The organism is Pseudomonas sp. M2(2023) (assembly GCF_030263955.1).
Classification (GTDB): domain Bacteria; phylum Pseudomonadota; class Gammaproteobacteria; order Pseudomonadales; family Pseudomonadaceae; genus Aquipseudomonas; species Aquipseudomonas asiatica.
In genome coordinates this window covers 1,118,695-1,135,146 of the sequence record NZ_CP127114.1, presented here as the reverse complement: position 1 = coordinate 1,135,146, position 16,452 = coordinate 1,118,695, and the positions used below count along the sequence as shown (strand labels likewise).

General features: G+C 63.8%; 14 protein-coding genes. 6 read left to right on the top strand and 8 right to left on the bottom strand.

Annotated elements, in window-relative coordinates; genetic code table 11:
* The first annotated feature begins 127 nt into the window (after window positions 1-127).
* Window positions 128-1,072: a helix-turn-helix transcriptional regulator gene (locus tag QN085_RS05255; protein WP_013971149.1), complete on the top strand. Its 945-nt coding sequence runs from the start codon at window positions 128-130 to the stop codon at window positions 1,070-1,072.
* A 65-nt stretch (window positions 1,073-1,137) separates the two neighbouring features.
* Here the strand turns inward: QN085_RS05255 and guaA are convergent, their stop codons facing one another.
* The 4 genes from guaA to QN085_RS05235 form a co-directional block, all read right to left on the bottom strand.
* Window positions 1,138-2,715: a glutamine-hydrolyzing GMP synthase gene (gene guaA / locus QN085_RS05250; protein ID WP_013971139.1), complete on the bottom strand. Its 1,578-nt coding sequence runs from the start codon at window positions 2,713-2,715 to the stop codon at window positions 1,138-1,140.
* A 78-nt stretch (window positions 2,716-2,793) separates the two neighbouring features.
* Window positions 2,794-4,263, bottom strand: a complete 1,470-nt coding sequence (gene guaB / locus QN085_RS05245) for an IMP dehydrogenase (RefSeq protein WP_013971138.1) — start codon at window positions 4,261-4,263, stop codon at window positions 2,794-2,796.
* 86 nt (window positions 4,264-4,349) lie between these two features.
* Window positions 4,350-4,907, bottom strand: a complete 558-nt coding sequence (locus QN085_RS05240; protein WP_003257977.1) for a hypothetical protein — start codon at window positions 4,905-4,907, stop codon at window positions 4,350-4,352.
* Window positions 4,908-4,958: 51 nt separating this feature from the next.
* Window positions 4,959-5,714: a sulfite exporter TauE/SafE family protein gene (locus QN085_RS05235; protein ID WP_013971137.1), complete on the bottom strand. Its 756-nt coding sequence runs from the start codon at window positions 5,712-5,714 to the stop codon at window positions 4,959-4,961.
* Window positions 5,715-5,811: 97 nt separating this feature from the next.
* On the opposite strand from QN085_RS05235, the gene QN085_RS05230 reads away from it, so the two are divergent.
* The 4 genes from QN085_RS05230 to leuA all read left to right on the top strand — a co-directional run bounded on the left by QN085_RS05230 (window position 5,812) and on the right by leuA (window position 11,311).
* Entirely contained in the window at window positions 5,812-6,690 is an 879-nt protein-coding gene (locus tag QN085_RS05230; protein WP_013971136.1) for a LysR family transcriptional regulator, read from the top strand.
* A 313-nt stretch (window positions 6,691-7,003) separates the two neighbouring features.
* Window positions 7,004-8,383 (top strand): exodeoxyribonuclease VII large subunit, encoded by a 1,380-nt coding sequence (gene xseA / locus QN085_RS05225; RefSeq protein ID WP_038408915.1) that lies wholly within the window; start codon window positions 7,004-7,006, stop codon window positions 8,381-8,383.
* Between the two features lie 3 nt (window positions 8,384-8,386).
* Window positions 8,387-9,214, top strand: coding sequence for a M23 family metallopeptidase (locus tag QN085_RS05220; protein WP_013971134.1), 828 nt, complete (start codon window positions 8,387-8,389; stop codon window positions 9,212-9,214).
* A 423-nt stretch (window positions 9,215-9,637) separates the two neighbouring features.
* The gene (gene leuA, locus QN085_RS05215) at window positions 9,638-11,311 is read left to right on the top strand and encodes a 2-isopropylmalate synthase (protein ID WP_013971133.1); all 1,674 of its coding nucleotides are present in this window, start codon (window positions 9,638-9,640) and stop codon (window positions 11,309-11,311) included.
* A gap of 239 nt (window positions 11,312-11,550) precedes the next feature.
* Here the strand turns inward: leuA and QN085_RS05210 are convergent, their stop codons facing one another.
* From QN085_RS05210 to zwf, 3 genes are read right to left on the bottom strand one after another with little or no spacing between them, the layout of a single operon-like run.
* Window positions 11,551-12,231: a bifunctional 4-hydroxy-2-oxoglutarate aldolase/2-dehydro-3-deoxy-phosphogluconate aldolase gene (locus QN085_RS05210; protein WP_015269102.1), complete on the bottom strand. Its 681-nt coding sequence runs from the start codon at window positions 12,229-12,231 to the stop codon at window positions 11,551-11,553.
* A gap of 17 nt (window positions 12,232-12,248) precedes the next feature.
* Complete coding sequence (gene pgl, locus QN085_RS05205; protein ID WP_024086368.1) at window positions 12,249-12,962, bottom strand: 6-phosphogluconolactonase; 714 nt, start codon at window positions 12,960-12,962, stop codon at window positions 12,249-12,251.
* Window positions 12,949-14,418, bottom strand: coding sequence for a glucose-6-phosphate dehydrogenase (zwf, locus tag QN085_RS05200; protein ID WP_013971130.1), 1,470 nt, complete (start codon window positions 14,416-14,418; stop codon window positions 12,949-12,951). The genes pgl and zwf overlap by 14 nt, the downstream gene beginning before the upstream one ends.
* A 211-nt stretch (window positions 14,419-14,629) precedes the next feature.
* Between zwf and hexR the strand changes: the two genes are divergently transcribed.
* Window positions 14,630-15,493: a DNA-binding transcriptional regulator HexR gene (hexR, locus tag QN085_RS05195; protein ID WP_169774905.1), complete on the top strand. Its 864-nt coding sequence runs from the start codon at window positions 14,630-14,632 to the stop codon at window positions 15,491-15,493.
* Here the strand turns inward: hexR and QN085_RS05190 are convergent.
* The gene (locus QN085_RS05190) at window positions 15,486-16,340 is read right to left on the bottom strand and encodes a D-hexose-6-phosphate mutarotase (RefSeq protein WP_013971129.1); all 855 of its coding nucleotides are present in this window, start codon (window positions 16,338-16,340) and stop codon (window positions 15,486-15,488) included. The genes hexR and QN085_RS05190 overlap by 8 nt on opposite strands.
* Window positions 16,341-16,452: the final 112 nt, after the last annotated feature.

Sequence of the window (16,452 nt, the reverse complement as noted above, 5' to 3'; positions counted from 1 at the left end):
GTCACTGCCAACCCCCATGGCCGGTTCGCACAAAAGACGGCCCGTCGCGCACAATGGCTGTTGCCGAAAATGTGCGCGGGTTACCATTTGTGCTCATGCCGCCGCCGACCAAGGATGCTTAGCGCTCATGCCATCGACCAGCCCCTACCTGGACACCGACTTCTCCTTCGACAGCCCGGGGTCGCTCGCCGAAGCCGGTGTGCTGGACAGCCGCAAGGCGCGGATAATGGGTAGCGCAACCGGGCACTATCGGGCGCAGACGGTACACACAGGGTTGCAGTACTTCGATTGCAACCTGCAGTTCCCGGAGCCGCTGAAGATCGACAAGGTGCTGCCGCAGAGCCTGTGCATCGTGCAACTGTTCGATGGCGCCTGGCAGCACAAGGTCGATGGCACACTGAACCGTTACACGCCAGGCCAGCTGCACCTGCTAGGCCTCGGCGAGAGTCTGGAGGCGCAGGACCAGTTGCCTGCCGATAGCCATGCGCGCATGGCGGGCGTGCGTATTGCCGGTGACTACCTGCATGAGCTGGCCCGGGACGAAGCGCAGCTGATACCCCTGCTGGCCTTGACGGCAGACGGCATGCGTTTCGATCAGTTACCACACTGCCCGGCAGTAAGCCGCCTGCTGCAGCAGCTGTATCTGTCACCTTATACCGGCGGTCTCAGGCGCCTGCATTGCGAAAGCCTGAGCCTGGCCATCGTATTGGAACTGGCCCGCCACCTGATCGGCCCTGCGCAAGCCACGAGCAGGCCGGATCGCGGGCTACGCGACCTGGCCATCGAAGCGCGCCGCCTGCTCGACGCGCAACTGAGCGCCCCGCCAACCGCCGCCAGCCTGGCGCGCCAGCTGGGCGTGGGCGAGACCACGTTGCGCCGTGCTTTCCGCGAAGAATTTGGCCGGCCTATCCTGCAATACGTGCGGCAACAACGCCTGGAACTGGCCCGCAGCCTGCTGCTGCAGCGGCTCTGGCAGGTCTCGCAGGTGGCCTACCATGTCGGCTATGCCAACCCCGCCAACTTCTGCCATGCCTACAAGGCCTATTTCGGCCACCCTCCGGGTAGCGAATAGGTTTTCCTCGCGCAAATGAAAAGGGCCTGCAATGCAGGCCCTTCTCGTTCAGCGGCGGGTAGGGATCATTCCCACTCGATAGTCGCCGGCGGCTTGCTCGACACGTCGTAGGTAACGCGCGAGATGCCGTCGATTTCGTTGATGATACGGCCGCTGACGGTTTCCAGCAGCTCGTACGGCAGGTGCGCCCAGCGCGCGGTCATGAAGTCCACGGTCTCGACGGCACGCAGGGCCACGACCCAGGCGTAGCGACGGCCGTCGCCGACGACGCCTACCGACTTGACCGGCTGGAACACCACGAATGCCTGGCTGGTCTTGTGGTACCAGTCGGCCTTGCGCAGCTCTTCGATGAAGATGTGGTCGGCGCGACGCAGGATGTCGGCGTATTCCTTCTTCACTTCACCCAGGATACGCACGCCCAGGCCCGGGCCCGGGAACGGGTGGCGGTAGACCATGTCGTACGGCAGGCCCAGCTCCAGGCCGATCTTGCGCACTTCGTCCTTGAACAGTTCACGCAGCGGCTCGACCAGCTTGAGGTTCATTTCCTCCGGCAGGCCACCGACGTTGTGGTGCGACTTGATCACGTGGGCCTTGCCGCTCTTGGCGCCCGCCGACTCGATCACGTCCGGGTAGATGGTGCCTTGGGCGAGGAACTGGATGTTTTCCAGCTTGCTGGCTTCGGCATCGAACACGTCGATGAAGGTGCGGCCGATGATCTTGCGCTTCTTCTCCGGGTCGGCTTCGCCGGCCAGGTTGTCGAGGAACTGCTTTTCAGCGTCGGCGCGGATGACCTTGACGCCCATGTTCTCCTTGAACATGGCCATCACCTGGTCACCTTCGTGCAGGCGCAGCAGGCCGTTGTCCACGAATACGCAGGTCAGCTGGTCGCCGATGGCGCGGTGCAGCAGTGCGGCAACGACGGAGCTGTCGACGCCGCCGGACAGGCCCAGCAGGACGTTGGCCGAACCGACCTGCTCACGCACCTGGGCAATGGCGTCTTCGACGATGTTGGACGGAGTCCACAGGGCTTCACAGCCGCAGATGTCCTGCACGAAGCGGGACAGGATGCGACCGCCCTGCTTGGTGTGGGTCACTTCCGGGTGGAACTGCACGCCGTAGTAACCGCGCGCGTCGTCGAACATGCCAGCGATCGGGCAGCTCGGGGTGCTGGCCAGCACGTGGAAGTTGCCCGGCATCTGGGTGACCTTGTCGCCGTGGCTCATCCACACGTCCAGGCCCAGCACGCCGTCGGCGTCGATGTGGTCTTCGATGCCGTCGAGCAGGCGGCTCTTGCCGACTACATCCACGCGGGCATAACCGAATTCACGCAGGTCGGAACCTTCGACCTTGCCGCCCATCTGCTCGGCCATGGTCTGCATGCCGTAGCAGATGCCCAGCACTGGTACGTTCAGGTCGAACACCGCCTGCGGGGCGCGCGGGCTGTTGGCTTCGTGGACCGACTCGGGGCCGCCGGCGAGGATGATGCCGCGCGGGTTGAATTCGCGGATCGCTTCATCGTCCATGTCGAACGGATGCAGCTCGCAGTACACGCCGATTTCGCGCACGCGGCGGGCGATCAGCTGGGTGTACTGGGAACCGAAATCGAGGATCAGGATGCGGTGAGCGTGAATGTCGAGGGCCATGACTCAATCTCGTCAGTGGAAATCGGAAACGACGCGGGGCTGTCATGACAGCCCCGCTTTCTGTTGTAGCTGGAAGCCTCAGCCTACGCGGTAGTTAGGGGCTTCTTTGGTGATCTGCACGTCATGCACGTGGGACTCGGCCATGCCGGCACCGGTGATGCGCACGAATTCCGGCTTGGTGCGCATCTCTTCGATGGTTGCGCTGCCGGTGTAGCCCATGGACGAACGCAGGCCGCCCATCAGCTGGTGGATGATCGCGGCCAGCGCGCCCTTGTAGGGAACACGGCCTTCGATGCCTTCCGGTACCAGCTTCTCGGCGCCGGCCGAGGAGTCCTGGAAGTAGCGGTCGGACGAGCCTTGCGCCTGTGCCATGGCCCCCAGCGAGCCCATGCCGCGATAGGCCTTGTAGGAACGGCCCTGGAACAGTTCGACTTCACCCGGAGCCTCTTCGGTACCGGCGAACATCGAACCCATCATCACGCAGGAAGCACCGGCAACGATGGCCTTGGACAGGTCACCCGAGAAGCGGATGCCGCCGTCGGCGATCAGTGGCACGCCAGTGCCTTCCAGTGCAGCGGCAACGTTGGCGATGGCGCTGATTTGCGGCACGCCTACGCCGGCAACGATACGGGTGGTGCAGATCGAGCCTGGGCCGATACCGACCTTGACCGCGTCAGCGCCTGCTTCGGCCAGAGCCTTGGCGGCAGCGCCGGTGGCGATGTTGCCGCCGATCACCTGCACTTGCGGGTAGGTTTCCTTGACCCAGCGAACGCGGTCGATCACACCTTTGGAGTGACCGTGGGCGGTGTCGACCACCACCACGTCAACGCCAGCAGCCACCAGGGCGGCAACGCGCTCGCCGGTGTCCTTGCCGGTGCCGACCGCGGCGCCGACGCGCAGGCGACCCTGGTCGTCCTTGCTGGCCAGCGGGTAGGCCTTGGCCTTTTCGATGTCCTTGACGGTCATCATGCCCTTGAGGTTGAACTTGTCGTCAACGATCAGGACTTTTTCCAGGCGGTGCTTGTGCAGCAGCTCGCGGACTTCGTTCTTGTCGGCGCCTTCGCGGACGGTGACCAGACGCTCTTTGGGGGTCATCACGTCGCGGACCTTGGCGTCCAGGCGGCTTTCGAAGCGCACGTCACGGGAGGTGACGATGCCGACCAGGTCGCCATTCGCCAGCACCGGAACGCCGGAGATGTTGTTCAGGCGGGTCAGGTCGAACAGGTCGCGCACGGTGGCATCGGCGTCGATGGTGATCGGGTCCTTGACCACGCCAGCCTCGAACTTCTTGACCTTGCGGACTTCGCTGGCCTGTTGTTCGATGGTCATGTTCTTGTGGATGATGCCGATGCCGCCTTCCTGGGCCATGGCAATGGCCAGGCGCGCTTCGGTCACGGTATCCATGGCAGCGGATACCAGCGGAATGTTCAGCTCGATGCCACGGGTCAAACGGGTCTTGAGACTGACTTCATTAGGCAGTACCTCGGAATAGCCAGGTACAAGGAGGATATCGTCGAAGGTCAGGGCTTCTTGGCTGATACGCAGCATCGCGGGGGCTCCCGGGCGGGAAAAATGGAAGCGCGCCATTATACTCATGCACGGCGCGCCGCTCAATGCAAAATAAGGGCCTTCGGTCAGCCTTGTGGCAGTTTTACCTGTACCACGGCCACCGGCTGGTCGAGCCAGTCGGCGAAGCTGTCGAGAAAGGCCTGGGTGAACCCGGCCTCGCCCCAGTTGTTGAAGATGAACCCCAGGTTGGAAAAGGCACATGGCTGCAGGTAAATGAAGCCATTGATGTCATCTTCGAAGCCGCACAACGGGCAGGTGAAGTTGTCGCTAACTGCCGGCATCCATTCTTCCAGGCTTTCGAACAGCGGCTCACCCACCTCGCGCCGGCACTCGGGGCAACCGGCCTCTTCGAGGAAACCTTCGGTAGGGGTATAGATGCAGCGCTTGAGCATCACCTCCAGGCCGTTGACCTGTTCGCCGAAGGGCAGTTTCTCCGGATGCAGGGCCACTTTGCGGGCACCTTCGGCCAGGGCATGGCCCATGCGGTTGCCGGTGCGGCCACAGGTGGTCAGCTGTTCCTCGACGACTTTCTCGCGCACCAGCCAGCGCAGGATGGCGCGGGCACGGGCTTCGTGCACCGGGACGGTAGACAGCTTGGGAACGATGATGCTCTGGGTGTTCATGAACGGGACAAGCCTGAAAAACTGCGGTAATAGCGCAATTCTACCGCCTGCTCAGGCGCTCAGGTAGCGACCGATCAGCGCCAGGCCGCTGGCCAGCACCAGCCAGGTGACCAGGCGCACAAAGGCTTCGCGAGACAGCCGATGGGTAAGCCTGCGCCCTGCCCAGAGGCCGACGAGCATGACCGGCAACAGGCAGGCGGCGAGCAACAGCAGGCTCTGGTCGGCATAGACGCCTGCGATAAGGAACAGCGTCAGCCGCACCACCGTACTGCAACTGATCAGCGCGCTCTGGGTAGCGCGCACCTGCTCCTTCACCTCCAGCCGCGCGCTCAGGTACAGCGCATAAAGGAAGCCGCCGCTGCCGAACAAGGCGCCGAACAGCCCGCCTGCCGTGCCCATCGGCATTGCCCAGAAACCCGACAGACTGGCCGGCCGTACCTTCACCGCCAGCCCGTACAGGGCATACGCCGTGACGAACAGCCCCATCAGCAGCAGCAACAGGTCTGACTTCAGCTGTAGCAGGAATACCACACCCAGCGCGCAGCCAATGGCCATGAACGGCAGCAGCCGCAACAGTTCGCCGCGCACGACATCGCGGCGCGAGGGCAGCAGGTTGCCGAAGGCGGCGACGAAGTCCAGCAGCACCAGCAGCGGAATGATCCGCGACAGCGGCATGAAGTGGATCAGCACTGGGCCGGCCACCAGCGCGGTGCCGAAACCGGCGATGCCGAAGACGATGTAGGCAGCGCCGACACCAAGCAGGATAGGCAGCCAGTCGAGGCCGGAAAACGACAGTTGGGCGAGCATGACAGCAGTTCCTGGGAAGACAGGCAAAGGTTAGCCAGCCATGAGCCATGCCGACTAATATGCCTTTGTCGCCACACTCATCTCGAAAAGGCATGACATGACGTCGATCCGCCAATTGCGTTACTTCGTGGAAATCGCCGAATGCGGCAGCTTCAGCGCTGCCGCCGAGCGGCTGTACATCGCCCAGTCGGCGCTGAGCCGGCAGATCAAGGAACTGGAGCAGCAACTGGGCACGCCGCTGTTCGAACGCACCGCGCGCCTCCCGCGCCTGACACTGGCTGGCCAGGCCTTTTTGGAACGGGCGCGGCGCTTGCTGGCCGACTTGGCGCAGGCCGAGCGTGTAACCCGCGACATTGGCGAAGGGCTGCAGGGCAGTCTGCGCCTGAACCACTCCAGTACAGTGCCGCTGACCGGCCCGCTGCTGGCTCGCCTGGGCGGTTACTTGCGCGACAACCCAGGTGTTTCGCTGGAAATTGCCCAGCAGTCGTCGGAGGCGCAGTTGGAGGATATCGCTGCCGGGCGGTTGGATATCGGCCTGCTGCGCTTGCCGGTGCTGCGCCAGCATGAAGGGGTGGTGCTGCATGAACTGTTCAGCGAACCCCTGCTACTGGCGGTCGCCGCCGCGCATCCCTTGGCCAGCGCGCCACAGGTGAAACTGGAACAACTGCGGGAAGAGCGCTTCATTTCCATTCCGCACCGGGACCGTGGCGGGCTGAGCTACCTGTCGGCCTCGATGTGCATGGAGGCAGGCTTTTTCCCGCGAGCAGCGCAGGTGCTGTCGCGCAAGACCACCCAGTTGCAGTTGATTCAGGCGGGGTTTGGGGTGGCGTTGTTGCCGGAATGCATGCGAGAGATTGCGCCAGCCTCAGTCAGCTTCGTGGCACTGGAAGGAGGGTGTGAGAGTACTGTGGCGATGGCTTGCAGGCGTGACGCAGGTTCGATGGTGCGCCAGTTCGTGACGGCGATGCAGGCTTGAAAGGCCGGCCCCCATAGAACTGCACTTAACTCATTGAATTAGCAGGGGCCCTGTGGGAGCGGCTTTAGCCGCGAACACCGGCGCAGCCGGTGCCATGCACCGCGTTGGATTCTTCGCGGCTAAAGCCGCTCCCACAGGGTATGCGGACTGCTTGCACTTTCAGTTATCTACGCGACAGCGCAGCCCAAAGGGCTGGGCCGGCTCCCACAGGGACAGCATGAGGCCCAAGCCAGCGCGATACCTATGGGAGCCGGCTTGCCGGCGATAGGGCCGGGACAGACAACCGGGGCCGATGTCCTTTATGATGCCCGCCATGATCAGAGACCCTTTCGAACGACTCGGCCTGGACCGCGAGGTCCTTACCGTCAGCCAACTCAACGGCCGCGCCCGCGTGCTGCTGGAAGACGTGTTCCGCAGCGTGTGGGTGGAAGGCGAGATTTCCAACCTCGCCCGCCCGGCGTCCGGCCACATGTACTTCACCCTCAAGGACAGCGGCGCACAGGTACGCTGCGCGCTGTTCCGGCAGAACGCCACGCGGGTGCGCCAGGCCCTGCGCGACGGTCTGGCGGTGCGGGTACGCGGCAAGGTTTCGCTGTTCGAAGGGCGTGGCGATTACCAGCTGATTCTCGACACCGTCGAGCCGGCCGGTGATGGCGCCTTGCGCCTGGCCTTCGAGGCATTGAAAGAGAAGCTCGGTGCCGAGGGGCTGTTCAGCGCCGAACGCAAGCAGCCGCTGCCGGCCCACCCGCAGCGCATCGGCATCATTACGTCGCCCACCGGCGCAGTGATCCGCGACATCATCAGTGTGTTCGGTCGCCGCGCCCCGCAAGTGGAACTGAACCTGATCCCCACCGCAGTACAGGGCCGCGAAGCCACTGCACAGATCGTGCGCGCGATCCGCCTGGCCGATAGCCTGGGGTTCGATGCGCTGATCCTGGCCCGGGGCGGCGGCTCGCTTGAAGACTTGTGGTGCTTCAACGAAGAAGCCGTGGCGCGGGCCGTGGCCGCTTGTGTCACGCCGATTGTCAGCGCCGTGGGCCATGAGACCGATGTCTCGATCAGCGACTTTGTCGCCGACGTGCGCGCGCCCACACCCTCTGCCGCTGCCGAGCTGCTGGCCCCCGACAACAGTGGCCTGCAGCAACGTCTGGATGGCCTGCAACGGCGCCTGCTGCTGCGCATTCAGAACCGCCTGACCCACGACCGCCTGCGCCTGGAGTCGCTGACCCGGCGCCTGCGCCACCCGGGCGAGCGCCTGCGCCAGCAGGCCCAACGCCTGGACGACCTGGACATGCGCTTGCGCCGCGCGTTCATGCTCAACCTCAACCAGCGACACGAGCGCCTGGCACGCCTGGACACCCGCCTCGCCGCGCAGCACCCGGGGCGAACCCTGAAACTGCTGGGCCAACGCCTGGACAGCCTGGCCGAGCGCCTGCCACGGGCCATGCGCGAGGTGCTCAAGGACCGCCGCCAGCGCTTCCAGGCCCAGTTGCAGACGCTGCAGGTGGTCAGCCCGCTGGCCACCCTCGCCCGCGGCTACAGCATCCTGCTGGACGAACAGGGCCAGGCCATCCGCAGCGCCGAACAGACCCGAAATGGCCAGCGCCTGACCGCCCGCCTGAACGAAGGCGAGCTGTTGGTGCGGGTCGAAGACAACCACCTGACCCCGGTCACCCTCTCACTTCTGGACTGACACATGCCCCGCCTGCTCGCGCCCCTGCTTGCCCTTTGCATCCTGCTGCTGGCCGGCGGCGCCCAGGCCAGCTACATCACCCGCACGCTGAACAAGCCGGTACCCGGCGGCGTGGCGGTGGTCGACCTCGGCCCCGCCGCCAGCGCGCCCAGCGCCCGCTTCGACGGCAAACCGGTGCTGGTGGTGAAGGAGCAGGACAACTGGCTGGCCATCGTCGGCATCCCGCTGACCCAGAAGCCCGGCACCGCGACGCTGAGCCAGGGCGGCCGTACCCTGCCCTTCACGGTCGGTAGCAAGAAATACCCCGAGCAGCGCATCACCCTGAAGAACACCCGCCAGGTCAACCCGAACCCGGCCGACCTCAAGCGCATCGATCGTGAGCTGGCCGAGCAGATCAAGGCTTACCGCAGCTTCAGCCCGACCCTGCCCAGCAATCTGATTCTCGACAAGCCGGTCAGTGGCCCGCTGTCGAGCAAGTTCGGCGTGCGCCGTTTCTTCAATGGCGAAGAACGCAACCCGCATGCCGGGCTGGACTTCGCGGTGCCGGCCGGCACGCCAATCAAGACCCCGGCCAATGGCAAGGTGATCCTGGTGGGCGATTACTTTTTCAACGGCCGCACGGTGTTCGTCGACCACGGGCAGGGCTTTATCAGCATGTTCTGCCATATGTCGAAGATCGATGTGCAAGTGGGGCAGCAACTGCGCCGGGGCGAGGTGGTCGGGCGCGTGGGCTCGACCGGGCGGGCTACCGGGCCGCACATGCACTGGAACGTCAGCCTGAACGATGCACGGGTGGATCCGGCGATTTTCATTGGTGCGTTCCAACCCTGAGAGCGGTACTGCCTGTGCCGGCCTCTTCGCGGGTAAACCCGCTCCCACAGGGATGGCGCTGCACCTGTGGGGGCGGGTTCACCCGCGAAAGGGCCAGCACAGTCGACATCAGTTCAACTGTGTTGCGCCATCGAAAAATACTGCGCAACAATCAATAAGCCAGCCTTTCTTTCATGCCATAAAATCTCGCCTTTCAGCTTTTTTTAAGCATTCCTCTCAATTTTTTCTGAACGCTTGCCATCACCCACCCCACTGGTTAGGGTTGAAGGCATGAAAACCTACAGCACCCTCATCCTGCTCCGACAACATCGCAGCCTCTGCCTGGTCAGCGCCCGACTACCAGGCTGAATCGCGTCGCCTCGCCTTTTATCTCGTTATCGCTCGGCAGGCCCGATCTCGGCCGCACACAAAAGGATTGCTTCCATGACCATGCTCAAAGACCCTTCGAAGAAATACCGCGCTTTCCCGACCATCGACCTGCCTGACCGTACCTGGCCGTCGAAGACCATCACCGCCGCGCCAATCTGGTGCAGCTCCGACCTGCGTGATGGCAACCAGTCGCTGATCGAGCCGATGGATTCGGAGAAGAAACTGCGCTTCTGGAAGACCCTGGTGCAGGTTGGCGTGAAGGAAATCGAAGCCTCGTTCCCATCCGCCTCGCAGACCGATTTCGACTTCGTGCGCATGCTGATCGAAGACGGCCACATCCCGGACGACACCACCATCCAGGTGCTCACCCAGGCCCGTGAAGACCTCATCGCCCGTACCTTCGAGTCGCTGCGCGGGGCGAAGAAGGCCATCGTCCACCTGTACAACGCCACCAGCCCGTCGTTCCGCCGCATCGTCTTCAACCAGGACAAGCAAGGCGTGAAGGACATCGCGGTGAACGCGGCCAAGCTGTTCGTCAAGTATGCCGCCCAGCAGCCGGAAACCCAGTGGACCTTCCAGTACTCGCCGGAAACCTTCAGCGCCACCGAGATGGAGTTCGCCAAGGAAGTCTGCGACGCGGTCATCGAGGTGTGGAACCCGACCCCCGAGCACAAGATCATCCTCAACCTGCCGGCCACCGTGGAAGTGTCCACCCCGAACATCTACGCCGACCAGATCGAGTGGTTCTGCCGTAATGTCAGCCGTCGCGACAGCGTGATCATCAGCTTGCACTGCCACAACGACCGTGGCACCGGCATTGCCGCCACCGAGCTGGGCCTGATGGCCGGCGCCGATCGTGCCGAGGGCTGCCTGTTCGGCAACGGCGAGCGTACCGGTAACGTCGACCTGGTGACCCTGGCGCTGAACCTCTACACCCAGGGCATCGACCCGCTGCTGGACTTCTCCGACATCGACGGCGTGCGCAAGGTGGTCGAAGAGTGCAACCAGCTGCCGGTACACCCACGCCACCCGTACGTGGGCGACCTGGTCCACACCGCGTTCTCCGGCTCGCACCAGGACGCCATCCGCAAGGGCTTCGCCAAGCAGCAGGAAGGCGAACTGTGGGAAGTACCTTACTTGCCGATCGACCCGGCCGACATCGGTCGCAGCTACGAGGCGGTAATCCGCGTCAACAGCCAGTCGGGCAAAGGCGGCATCACCTACCTGCTCGAGCAGGAATACGGCATCAGCCTGCCGCGCCGCATGCAGATCGAATTCAGCCAGGTAGTACAGGGCGAAACCGACCGCCTGGGCCTGGAAATGACCGCCCAGCAGATCTACAGCCTGCTGCACAAGGAATACCTGCAGGCCAACTCCCCGTATGCGCTGGTCAGCCACCGTCTGCAGGAAGAGAACGGCCACAGCGCCGTGGAAGTGGAAGTCGCTGGTGAAGGCGAAACCACCCTGCACTGGCGCGGCAAGGGCAACGGTGCACTGGAAGCACTGGTGGCCGGCCTGCCGATTGCCGTGGAGATCATGGACTACAACGAGCATGCCATTGGCGCCGGCACCAATGCCAAGGCCGCGGCCTATATCGAACTGCGCGTGGCCGGTGGCCGCCCGGTGCATGGTGTGGGTATCGATGAAAACATCACCACGGCCAGCTTCAAGGCATTGTTCAGCGCGCTGAATCGCTCGCTGAGCCAGCAGGAAGCCAAGGCGGCCTGAGCCGTACCGCAATGAATGAGAAAGCCCGCATCGTTTGATGCGGGCTTTTTTGTTGGCCTGTGCCGGCCTCTTCGCGGGTGAACCCGCTCCTACAGGGATCGCGCTGCACTTAGCATCTGTACAGTACCTGAGGGAGCGGGTTCACCCGCGAAAGGGCCGGTACAGGCGCTGCAAGATCTCCAGGCAAAAAAAAGGGGCGCCGACCAAGCGCCCCACAAGCCGTAAAGCACACAACAAATTCAGTTGGCGTCCAGCAGCGCCATCGCTTCCGCACTGCACGCTTCGATCCGCGCCCAGTCGCCGTTCTTGATCCAGCTGCTGTCGAGCATCCAGGTACCACCCACGCACATCACATTGGGCAACGCCATGTAGTTGCGCACGTTGGCCGGGTTCACCCCGCCCGTAGGGCAGAAACGAATATCGCCGAACGGGCCGCCAAAGGCCTTGATCGCCGCTACCCCGCCGCTGATCTCCGCCGGGAACAGCTTGAAGCGGCGGTAGCCCAGGGCGTAGCCCATCATGATTTCGGACGGCGTGCTGATGCCTGGCAGCAGCGGGATCTCGCTGTCCACACCAGCTTCGAGAATGTCTTGGGTAATGCCTGGCGTAACGACGAATTGCGCACCCGCAGCTTCAACCGCGGCGAACATGCCACGATCGAGCACGGTGCCGGCACCGACACAAAGCTCCGGGCGCTGCTCGCGCAACACCTGGATGGCCTTCAGGCCATATTGCGAGCGCAAGGTCACTTCCAGGGTACGGATACCGCCGGCGGCCAGGGCGTCAGCCAGCGGCAGGATGTCTTCCTCACGGGCGATGGTGATCACCGGCAGGATGCGCGCCTCTTTGCAAATGGCGTCGATCCGTGCGGCTTTGTCGGCCATCGAGAGCTTGGGCTGTGGGCGTTCGAGGGTGGTCATGACTGTGGATCCTTGGCTCATGGGCACCAGTAGATGTCCAGGGGGGCGTGAAGAAAAGCGCGTATCGGCATTTCGGAAAGGTCGGTGCCAGCCAGCGCGGCGCGCAGGGTAGCGAGTTTGCCCTGCCCTTGTAGGGACAGCGCGGTAAAGGCGGAACTGGCCAGCAGCGAGCGGGTCATCGAAAGGCGCTGGCGCGGTACGCTCGGTGCCAGCAAAGGCAGGCAGCGGCGTGGGTTGGCCAGGTCGAGGCCTGCTTCCAGGTTGGGGCTGGCGGGGAACAGCGAAGCTGTATGGCCATCATCCCCCATGCCCAGCACCAGTACGTCAATTGGCGGCAGCTCGGCCAAGGCCTGATCGGCCTTGCCTGCAGCGGCATCAAGGTTCTCCGCCTGCTGGTAAAGACCAACGAAGCGGGCCTTGGCCGCCGCGCCCTTGAACAGGTGGCGCGCCAGCAGGCCGGCATTGCTGTCGGCATGCTCCACCGGCACCCAGCGCTCATCGGCCAGGCTGACGGTGACCTTGGCCCAGTCGAGGTTTTCGCTGGCCAGCTTCTCGAGAAACGGTACCGGGCTACGGCCGCCGGATAGCACCACGCAGGCCTGGCCCTTGGCGGCAATGGCTGCGCGCAGGCGCTCGGCCACGTCATGGGCCTGGGCTGCGGCCAGAGCCTTGGCATCCGCCAGCTCATGTACCGTCACAGTCGCTGGCAGTTTCAGTTCAGATATCCCCATACCACGCCCTCCCATCGCGTGTGATCAGTGCAATCGAGCTCATCGGCCCCCAGGAGCCTGCGGCGTACGGCTTGGGCGCATCGCCTGCGTTACGCCAGCCAGCAATCAGCTGGTCGCACCACTTCCAGGCATACTCGATTTCATCCTTGCGCACGAACAGGTTCTGGTTACCGCGCATCACTTCGAGCAACAGCCGCTCGTAGGCATCCGGGATCCTTGCACTGCGCCAGGTATCGGAGAAATTCAGCTGCAACGGGCCGCTGCGCAGTTGCATGCCTTTATCCAGGCCCTGCTCCTTGGTCATAACCCGTAAAGAAATGCCTTCGTCCGGTTGCAGGCGGATGATCAGCTTGTTACCGATTTGCAAACGCTGTTCCGGAGCGAAGATGTAGTGAGGCGTTTCCTTGAAGTGGATGACGATCTGCGACAGTTTCTGCGGCATGCGCTTGCCGGTACGCAGGTAGAACGGCACCCCCGACCAGCGCCAGTTGCGGATGTCGGCACGCAGTGCGACGAAGGTTTCGGTGTCGCTCTGGGCGTTGGCGTTGTCTTCTTCCAGGTAACCGGGCACAGGTTTGCCATCGCTGTAGCCGGCGATGTACTGGCCGCGCACCACACGGGTGCTCAGCCCTTCGCCGGTGATCGGTGCCAGGGCCTTGAGTACCTTGACCTTCTCGTCACGGATGGCGTCGGCCGACAGTTCGCTGGGCGGGTCCATGGCGATCAGGCACAGCAGCTGCAGCAGGTGGTTCTGGATCATGTCGCGCAGCTGGCCGGCCTTGTCGAAGTAGCCCCAGCGGCCTTCGATACCGACCTTCTCGGCGACGGTGATCTCCACATGGGAGATGGAATTCTGGTTCCACTGGGTTTCGAACAGGCTGTTGGCGAAACGCAGGGCGATCAGGTTCTGCACTGTTTCCTTGCCCAGGTAGTGGTCGATGCGGTAGACCCGGCTCTCTGGGAAGAACCGAGCCACAGCATCATTGACCCGGCGCGACGACTCCAGGTCGTGGCCAATGGGCTTCTCCAGCACCACTCGGGTGCGTGCGGCCAGCCCGGCCTTGTCGAGGTTTTCGCAGATGGCCCCGTACACCGCCGCAGCGGTGGCGAAGTAGGCAATCAGCGGCAGCTCGTCCGGCAACTGCTCGGCCAGGGCCTGATAGCCCTCGGGCTGGAGGAAATCCAGGTGCTGGTAGCTCAGCCTGGCGAGGAAACGGCCCAGTGCGGCGGGCTCGATATCGGCCTCGGGCACATGCCGGCGCAGGTGCGCCTCGATGCTGTCCAGGTGACCCTGCGCGCTACCGGCCTCGCGGGCCAACGCCAGCAGGCGGGTTTCCGGGTGCAGCAGGTTGGCCCGGTCGAGCTGATAGAGGGCAGGAAACAGCTTGCGCAATGCCAGGTCGCCTAAGGCGCCAAACAGGGCAAAGGTGCAAGGTTCGACACTGATCGCAGCCATGATGTTGGTTCTTTCCTAAAGTTGGTCTAGGAATACCGCTTTCACATACGGTTTTCAAGGGATAATGTAGTAAAAACCACAACATTACACACAAGTGTTACAGACAAGTGGTACGTCAACCGCGCCGACAGTACGATAGACGACCGTGCAAAAAGCCTGCTGCTCCAACAGCCGGCTGTCTTCCCGACCCAAGGACACACCCATGGACCGCGTGCGAAACCTCCTGGAACAGATCCAGGGCCGCCTCGACGAGCTGAACAAGGCCGAACGCAAAGTCGCCGAAGTCATCCTGCTCAATCCGCAACAAGCCACCCGTTTCAGCATCGCTGCGCTGGCCCAGGCGGCCAAGGTCAGCGAACCGACCGTCAACCGCTTCTGCCGCTCATTCGGCGTCAGCGGCTACCCCGAGCTCAAGCTGCAGCTAGCGCAGAGCCTGGCCAGCGGCGCCGCCTACGTCAGCCGCGCGGTGGAGGCTGACGATGACCCGGCAGCCTACACCCAGAAGATCTTCGCCAGTGCCATCGCCTCGCTCGACAGCGCCTGCCAGCAGCTCGACCCGCAACAGGTCAGCCGTGCCGTGGACATGATGATCCAGGCCCGGCAGATCCACTTCTTCGGCCTGGGCGCCTCGGCCCCGGTGGCGCTGGACGCCCAGCACAAGTTCTTCCGCTTCAACCTGGCAGTATCGGCCCACGCCGACGTGCTGATGCAGCGCATGCTGGCCTCGGTGGCGCACACCGGCGACCTGTTCGTGATCATCTCCTACACCGGGCGCACCCGCGAACTGGTCGAGGTGGCCCGCCTGGCCCGGGAAAACGGCGCCTCGGTACTGGGCCTGACCGCTGCCGGTTCGCCACTGGCCAATGCCTGCAGCCTGAGCCTGCACATTCCGCTGCCGGAAGACACCGACATCTACATGCCGATGACCTCGCGGATCATCCAGCTGACCGTGCTCGATGTGCTGGCCACCGGCATGACCCTGCGTCGCGGCGTGGACTTCCAGCCTCACCTGCGCAAGATCAAGGAAAGCCTCAACGCCAGCCGCTACCCGATCGAGGACGACGAGCTCAACTGAGCCGGTGTGCCTGCAGGCGCAGGTGTGCACGCTGCCCCGGCGCCAGGCTCAGGCCCTCGCCACTGCCGCTGGCGGCCTCGACACAGACGAAGCGCTGGCATTCACGCCCGGTCACGCCCATCAGCGGGCGGTTGCCCGGGTGCCACACCACCGTGTCGTCGCTGTCACCGGTATCGATGCACAGCTCGCGCTGCCAGGCCGGGTCCTGCAATTGCACCCGCGGCGTGCCGGGGTAGACCTTCTGGCAACCGCCCTTGAGCTTCAGCGCGCCATCTTCACGGCAGGCCTGGCGGTTCAGACGGTCGTAGCCTTCGATATCCTCCAGCCCGGACAGCGCTATCTCGGACACGTCACTGATGCGCCAGTAGGCCAGCAGGGCATGGCTCAGCTGACAGGGTTCGCTGTCCTGGTGCTCGGTGCTCAGGCTCAGCTCCATGCGGCTACCCAACCGGGCATGAAGGTCGACCTGCCAGTCGCACAGGTCCAGCCGCCATTTCAGGGTTACGCCCTCCTCGTCCTCACGGCTGTCCACCAGCTTCCAGTCGAGCAGGCGCGCCCAGCCATGGGCGGGCCACAAGTCCTCGCTGGGGTGGCGGCCATACCATGGCCAGCACACCGGCACGCCACCGCGGATCGCCCCCACCTGCGGCCACTGCTCGGCGCACCACAGCCAGGGCCGTTCACCCGCTGGTTGAAAATGCAGCAGTTGCGCACCCTGGCGGCTGAACACCGCCTGACAACGGGGATGGTCGATGATCAGCACATCGCGCTGCTGGTAACGCTCCCACTCGAATGTCGGCCGGGGCCGCTGCGAGGTGAAGAAGCGATGGAGCGGATGTTCGGGCATGGTTCAGAGCTCTTGTTGTTTGAGATAGCGCTGTCTCGGCCTATCCCCGACAACCACTGAAGACCAGTGGTTGCCGGGTACCGAAGTGGATTGGCGTAAATTTACAACAATT